Below are 4,172 nucleotides of genomic sequence, written 5' to 3'. Positions count from 1 at the left end.
CGATCGAGGACGTGTTCGCCAGCTTCGAGGACCGTCCGGTCGCCAGCGCCTCGATCGCGCAGGTGCATTTCGCGGTGCTCAAGGACGGCCGCGAGGTCGCGGTCAAGGTGCTGCGCCCCGGCATGCTGGCGGTGATCGACGACGACCTGTCGCTTTTGCGCACGCTGGCCCGCTGGGTCGAACGACTGTCGGCCGATGGCAAGCGCCTGAAGCCGCGCGAAGTGGTGGCCGAGTTCGACAACTACCTGCACGACGAGCTGGATCTGGTGCGCGAAGCGGCCAACGCCGCGCAGCTGCGGCGCAACATGAGCGGCCTGAACCTGATCATGGTGCCCGAGATGGTCTGGGACCTGTGCACCCAGAGCGTGATCGTGATGGAGCGCATGAAGGGCGTGCCCATCAGCCAGACGCAGCGGCTTCGCGACGCGGGCGTCGACATCCCCAAGCTGGCGCGCGACGGTGTGACCATCTTCTTCACCCAGGTGTTTCGCGACGGCTTCTTTCACGCCGACATGCACCCCGGCAACATCCAGGTGAGCCTGGCGCCCGCCACCTTCGGGCGCTACATCGCACTCGACTTCGGCATCGTGGGCACGCTCACCGAGTTCGACAAGGAATACCTGGCGCAGAACTTCATCGCGTTCTTCCGGCGTGATTACAAGCGGGTGGCCGAATTGCACGTCGAGTCGGGCTGGGTCCCGCCGACAACCCGCATCGACGAGCTGGAGGGTGCCATCCGCGCCGTCTGCGAGCCGCATTTCGACCGCCCGCTCAAGGACATCTCGCTGGGCCAGGTGCTGTTGAGGCTGTTCCAGACCTCGCGCCGCTTCAACGTCGAGATCCAGCCGCAGCTGGTGCTGCTGCAAAAGACGCTGCTCAACGTGGAAGGGTTGGGTCGCCAGCTCGACCCCGAGCTCGACCTCTGGAACACCGCCAAGCCCTTTCTCGAACGTTGGATGAACGAGCAGGTGGGGTGGCGCGGCCTGGTCGAGCGGCTCAAGAAAGAGGCGCCGCACTATGCCCAGCTGTTGCCCGAGCTGCCCCGGCTCGTGCACCAGGCGCTGCAGCCGAGCCGCAACGGCCTCGAACCGCAGCTGCTTCAGGCGCTGCTCGCCGAGCAGCGCCGCACCAATCGCCTGCTGCGCTCGGTGCTGTGGGTCGGCGTGGGTTTTGTGCTGGGCCTGGTGACGACGATGGTCCTGCTGCGACCCAATTACTGAACCACTAGCGGTTGGCCTTGAAGGTGGTGAAGGTGCGGGTCTGCACGCGGCGGATGTCTTGCGGCAGGCTGTCGGGCGCGGTCATGCCGGCCAGGTCTTTGGGGCTGAGGAAGATCGACTTGTTCTCGGCCACGTCCTTGGCCACGAACTTCAGCGAGGCCTTGTTCGGGTTGGCATAGAACACCTTGTTGGTCAGCGAGGCATGCACCTCTGGACGCATGATGTAGTTGATGAACAGGTGCGCGTTCTTCGGGTGCTTGGCATCGGCGGGGATTGCCATCGTGTCGAAGAACAGCGTCGAGCCGCTGGGCGGCACCAAGGCTTCGATGACATGACCGTTCTTGGCCTGCAGGGCGCGTGAGCGGGCGATGTTGATGTCGCCGGAGTAGCCCATCACGGCGCACAGCGCACCGCCGGCCAGCTCATCGATGTAGCCCGACGACGAGAAGCGGGTCACGTAAGGGCGCACCTTCTTCAGCATCTCGCCAGCGGCGGGGTAGTCGCCCGCAGTGCGGCTGAAGGCGGGCTTGCCCGCGTGCAGCATCGCCACCGGCAAAACTTCCGAGGCCGAGTCGAGGAAGTTGACGCCACAGCCCTTCAGCTTGGCGGCGTACTTGGGGTCGAACAGCAGCGACCAGGGGTTTTGCGGCATGGGCATGTCGCCCAGGGCCTTTTTCACCTTGTTGACGTTGATGCCCACGGTGACGTAGCCCCACAGCCAGTCGACCAGGTACTGGTTGCCCGGGTCGACCTTCGCCATCTGCTCGAGGATCGCCGGGTCGAGGTTGCCCCAGTTGGTGAGCAGCGAACGGTCGAGTTTGCGCAGCAGGTTGGCCTCGATCTGCTGCTTGGCAAAGTGCGCGCCCGGTACCACGATGTCGTAGCCCGTCTTCCCCGCCACCAGCTTGGTGTGCAGGATCTCGTTGCTGTCGTAGTTGTCGTAGTTGACCTTGATGCCGGTTTCTTTTTCGAAGTTCTTGATCGTGTCTTCGGCGATGTAGTCCGACCAGTTGTAGATGTTCAGGACCTTGGCCTCGGGCGCCGCGTCGGCGGCACGGGCTGTGCCGGCAACAGACAGCCCGAGCAGGAGGGTGCTGGCAATGGACACGAGGCGTTGGGCGGTGATGCGGATCACGTGAAGCTCCTTGTGGGTACGGTGGCGTGGTGAGCACCAATTATTCCAGAGGCTGTGGGGTCGTCCGACAAAACGACCGCGCCACGTATAATTGTGGGTTTTCCGTTTTGAATCAAAGGCTTAGCCATGCCCATCTACGCCTATCGGTGTGAGGCCTGCGGCCACGCCAAAGACGTGCTGCAGAAAATTTCGGACCCGGTGTTGACCGACTGCCCGGCCTGCGGTGTGCCGGCCTTCAAGAAACAGGTGACTGCAGCCGGATTCCAGCTCAAGGGCTCCGGCTGGTACGTGACCGATTTCCGCGGTGGTGCCACGGCTGCGGGCGAGCCCGCCAAGCCCGGTGATGCGGCCAAGCCCGACGCCTCGAACGCCGGCGCAGCAGCCCCCGCTGCCGCCCCTGCTGCATCGCCATCGCCAGCCCCGGCTGCCAGCACCCCTGCTCCGGCCCCAGCCCCGGCCACCGGCGGCTCGTCGTCGTCGGGTGGCCAGTAGCCCCGCATACCCAATCCAAGGAACTTTGTGAAGAAATATCTGATTGCCGGCTTGCTGGTGTGGCTGCCGCTGGCCATCACGATCTGGGTGCTGCACTCCGTGCTGGGCCTGATGGACGACGTGTTCGGCAGCATCCTGTCGGCCTCGCAGGCCGTGCTGCCCGAGGGCGCGCGCGAGTCGCTCGACGGCTTGCGCAAGATTCCCGGGTTGGGCGTGGTCGTGATGGTGGCGGGTGTGCTGCTCACGGGCATGTTCGCGGCCAACATGTTTGGCCAGTGGGCGCTGCGCCAGGGGCATGTGCTGCTCAATCACATCCCCATCGTCAAGTCGATCTACAGCTCGGTCAAACAGGTGTCGGACACCTTGTTCTCCAGCAGTGGCAACGCGTTTCGCGAAGCGGTGCTGGTGCAGTACCCGCGCCCGGGTTCGTGGACCATCGCGTTCGTGACCGGCAAGCCAGGCGGCGAGGCGGCCATCCACCTGTCGGGCGATTACGTGAGCCTGTACGTGCCCACCACCCCCAACCCGACCTCGGGCTTTTTTCTGATGGTGCCGCGCGCCGATGTGATCGCTTTGCAGATGAGCGTTGACGAGGCCCTGAAGTACGTCATCTCCATGGGTGTGGTGGCGCCGCCGGTTCTTCACGCGCCCGCCGAGCCACGAAATCAGCCCGGCTAGGCGGCCCGGCAACCGCCCAGCCCTGACGGCTTGAAACACGGCCTTGCAGCGCCTACCCCTTTGTCTTGACCGTGCTGGCGCGCCCCTGGCCGCCACCGCACAATCGCAACCCGATCCCGGAGTGAACCCATGAGAACAACCTACTGCGGCCTCGTCAGCGAAAAGCTGCTCGGCCAGACCGTCACCCTGATGGGCTGGGCCCACCGCCGCCGCGACCATGGCGGCGTGATCTTCATCGACCTGCGCGACCGTGAAGGCCTGGTGCAGATCGTCTGCGACCCCGACCGTGCCGAAACCTTCAAGGTGGCCGAAGACGTGCGCAACGAGTTCTGCCTCAAGGTCATCGGCAAGGTGCGCCCACGCCCCACCGGCACCGAGAACAGCAACCTCACCAGCGGCAAGATCGAAGTGCTGTGCCACGAGCTCGAGGTGCTGAACCCGAGCGTCACGCCGCCGTTCCAGATCGATGATGAAAACCTGTCGGAAACCACGCGCCTCACGCACCGCGTGCTCGACCTGCGCCGGCCCGCGATGCAGAAGAACATGATCCTGCGCTACCGCGTGGCGATGGAGGTGCGCAAGTTCCTGGATGCCAACGGCTTCATCGACATCGAAACACCCATGCTCACCAAGAGCACGCCCGAAGG

General features: G+C 64.7%; 5 protein-coding genes. 4 read left to right on the top strand and 1 reads right to left on the bottom strand.

From position 1 onward, the window contains the following. Positions 1-1,220, top strand: a 1,220-nt coding sequence (gene ubiB, locus RMO40_RS18110) for a ubiquinone biosynthesis regulatory protein kinase UbiB (RefSeq protein ID WP_309724399.1), incomplete at its 5' end; no start/stop codon positions are given. Positions 1,221-1,224: 4 nt separating this feature from the next. Here ubiB and RMO40_RS18105 read toward each other — a convergent pair. Further along, positions 1,225-2,307 (bottom strand): extracellular solute-binding protein, encoded by a 1,083-nt coding sequence (locus RMO40_RS18105; RefSeq protein ID WP_309724402.1) that lies wholly within the window; start codon positions 2,305-2,307, stop codon positions 1,225-1,227. A 174-nt stretch (positions 2,308-2,481) separates the two neighbouring features. On the opposite strand from RMO40_RS18105, the gene RMO40_RS18100 reads away from it, so the two are divergent. The 3 genes from RMO40_RS18100 to RMO40_RS18090 form a co-directional block, all read left to right on the top strand. Further along, positions 2,482-2,847: an FmdB family zinc ribbon protein gene (locus RMO40_RS18100; RefSeq protein ID WP_309724397.1), complete on the top strand. Its 366-nt coding sequence runs from the start codon at positions 2,482-2,484 to the stop codon at positions 2,845-2,847. Positions 2,848-2,874: 27 nt separating this feature from the next. Further along, complete coding sequence (locus RMO40_RS18095) at positions 2,875-3,525, top strand: DUF502 domain-containing protein (protein ID WP_309724395.1); 651 nt, start codon at positions 2,875-2,877, stop codon at positions 3,523-3,525. Positions 3,526-3,654: 129 nt separating this feature from the next. Further along, the coding region (locus RMO40_RS18090; protein ID WP_309724393.1) for an OB-fold nucleic acid binding domain-containing protein at positions 3,655-4,172 on the top strand (518 nt) is incomplete at its 3' end.

It is taken from the genome of Rhizobacter sp., from assembly GCF_031412075.1.
Taxonomy (GTDB): Bacteria; Pseudomonadota; Gammaproteobacteria; order Burkholderiales; family Burkholderiaceae_C; genus Rhizobacter.
This window is presented reverse-complemented; position numbering and strand designations above follow the sequence as displayed.

Bases quoted from the DNA above. Each gene is read 5' to 3' on its own strand.
- RMO40_RS18100 (WP_309724397.1), top strand. From the start codon at position 2,482: ATGCCCATCTACGCCTATCGGTGTGAGGCCTGCGGCCACGCCAAAGAC.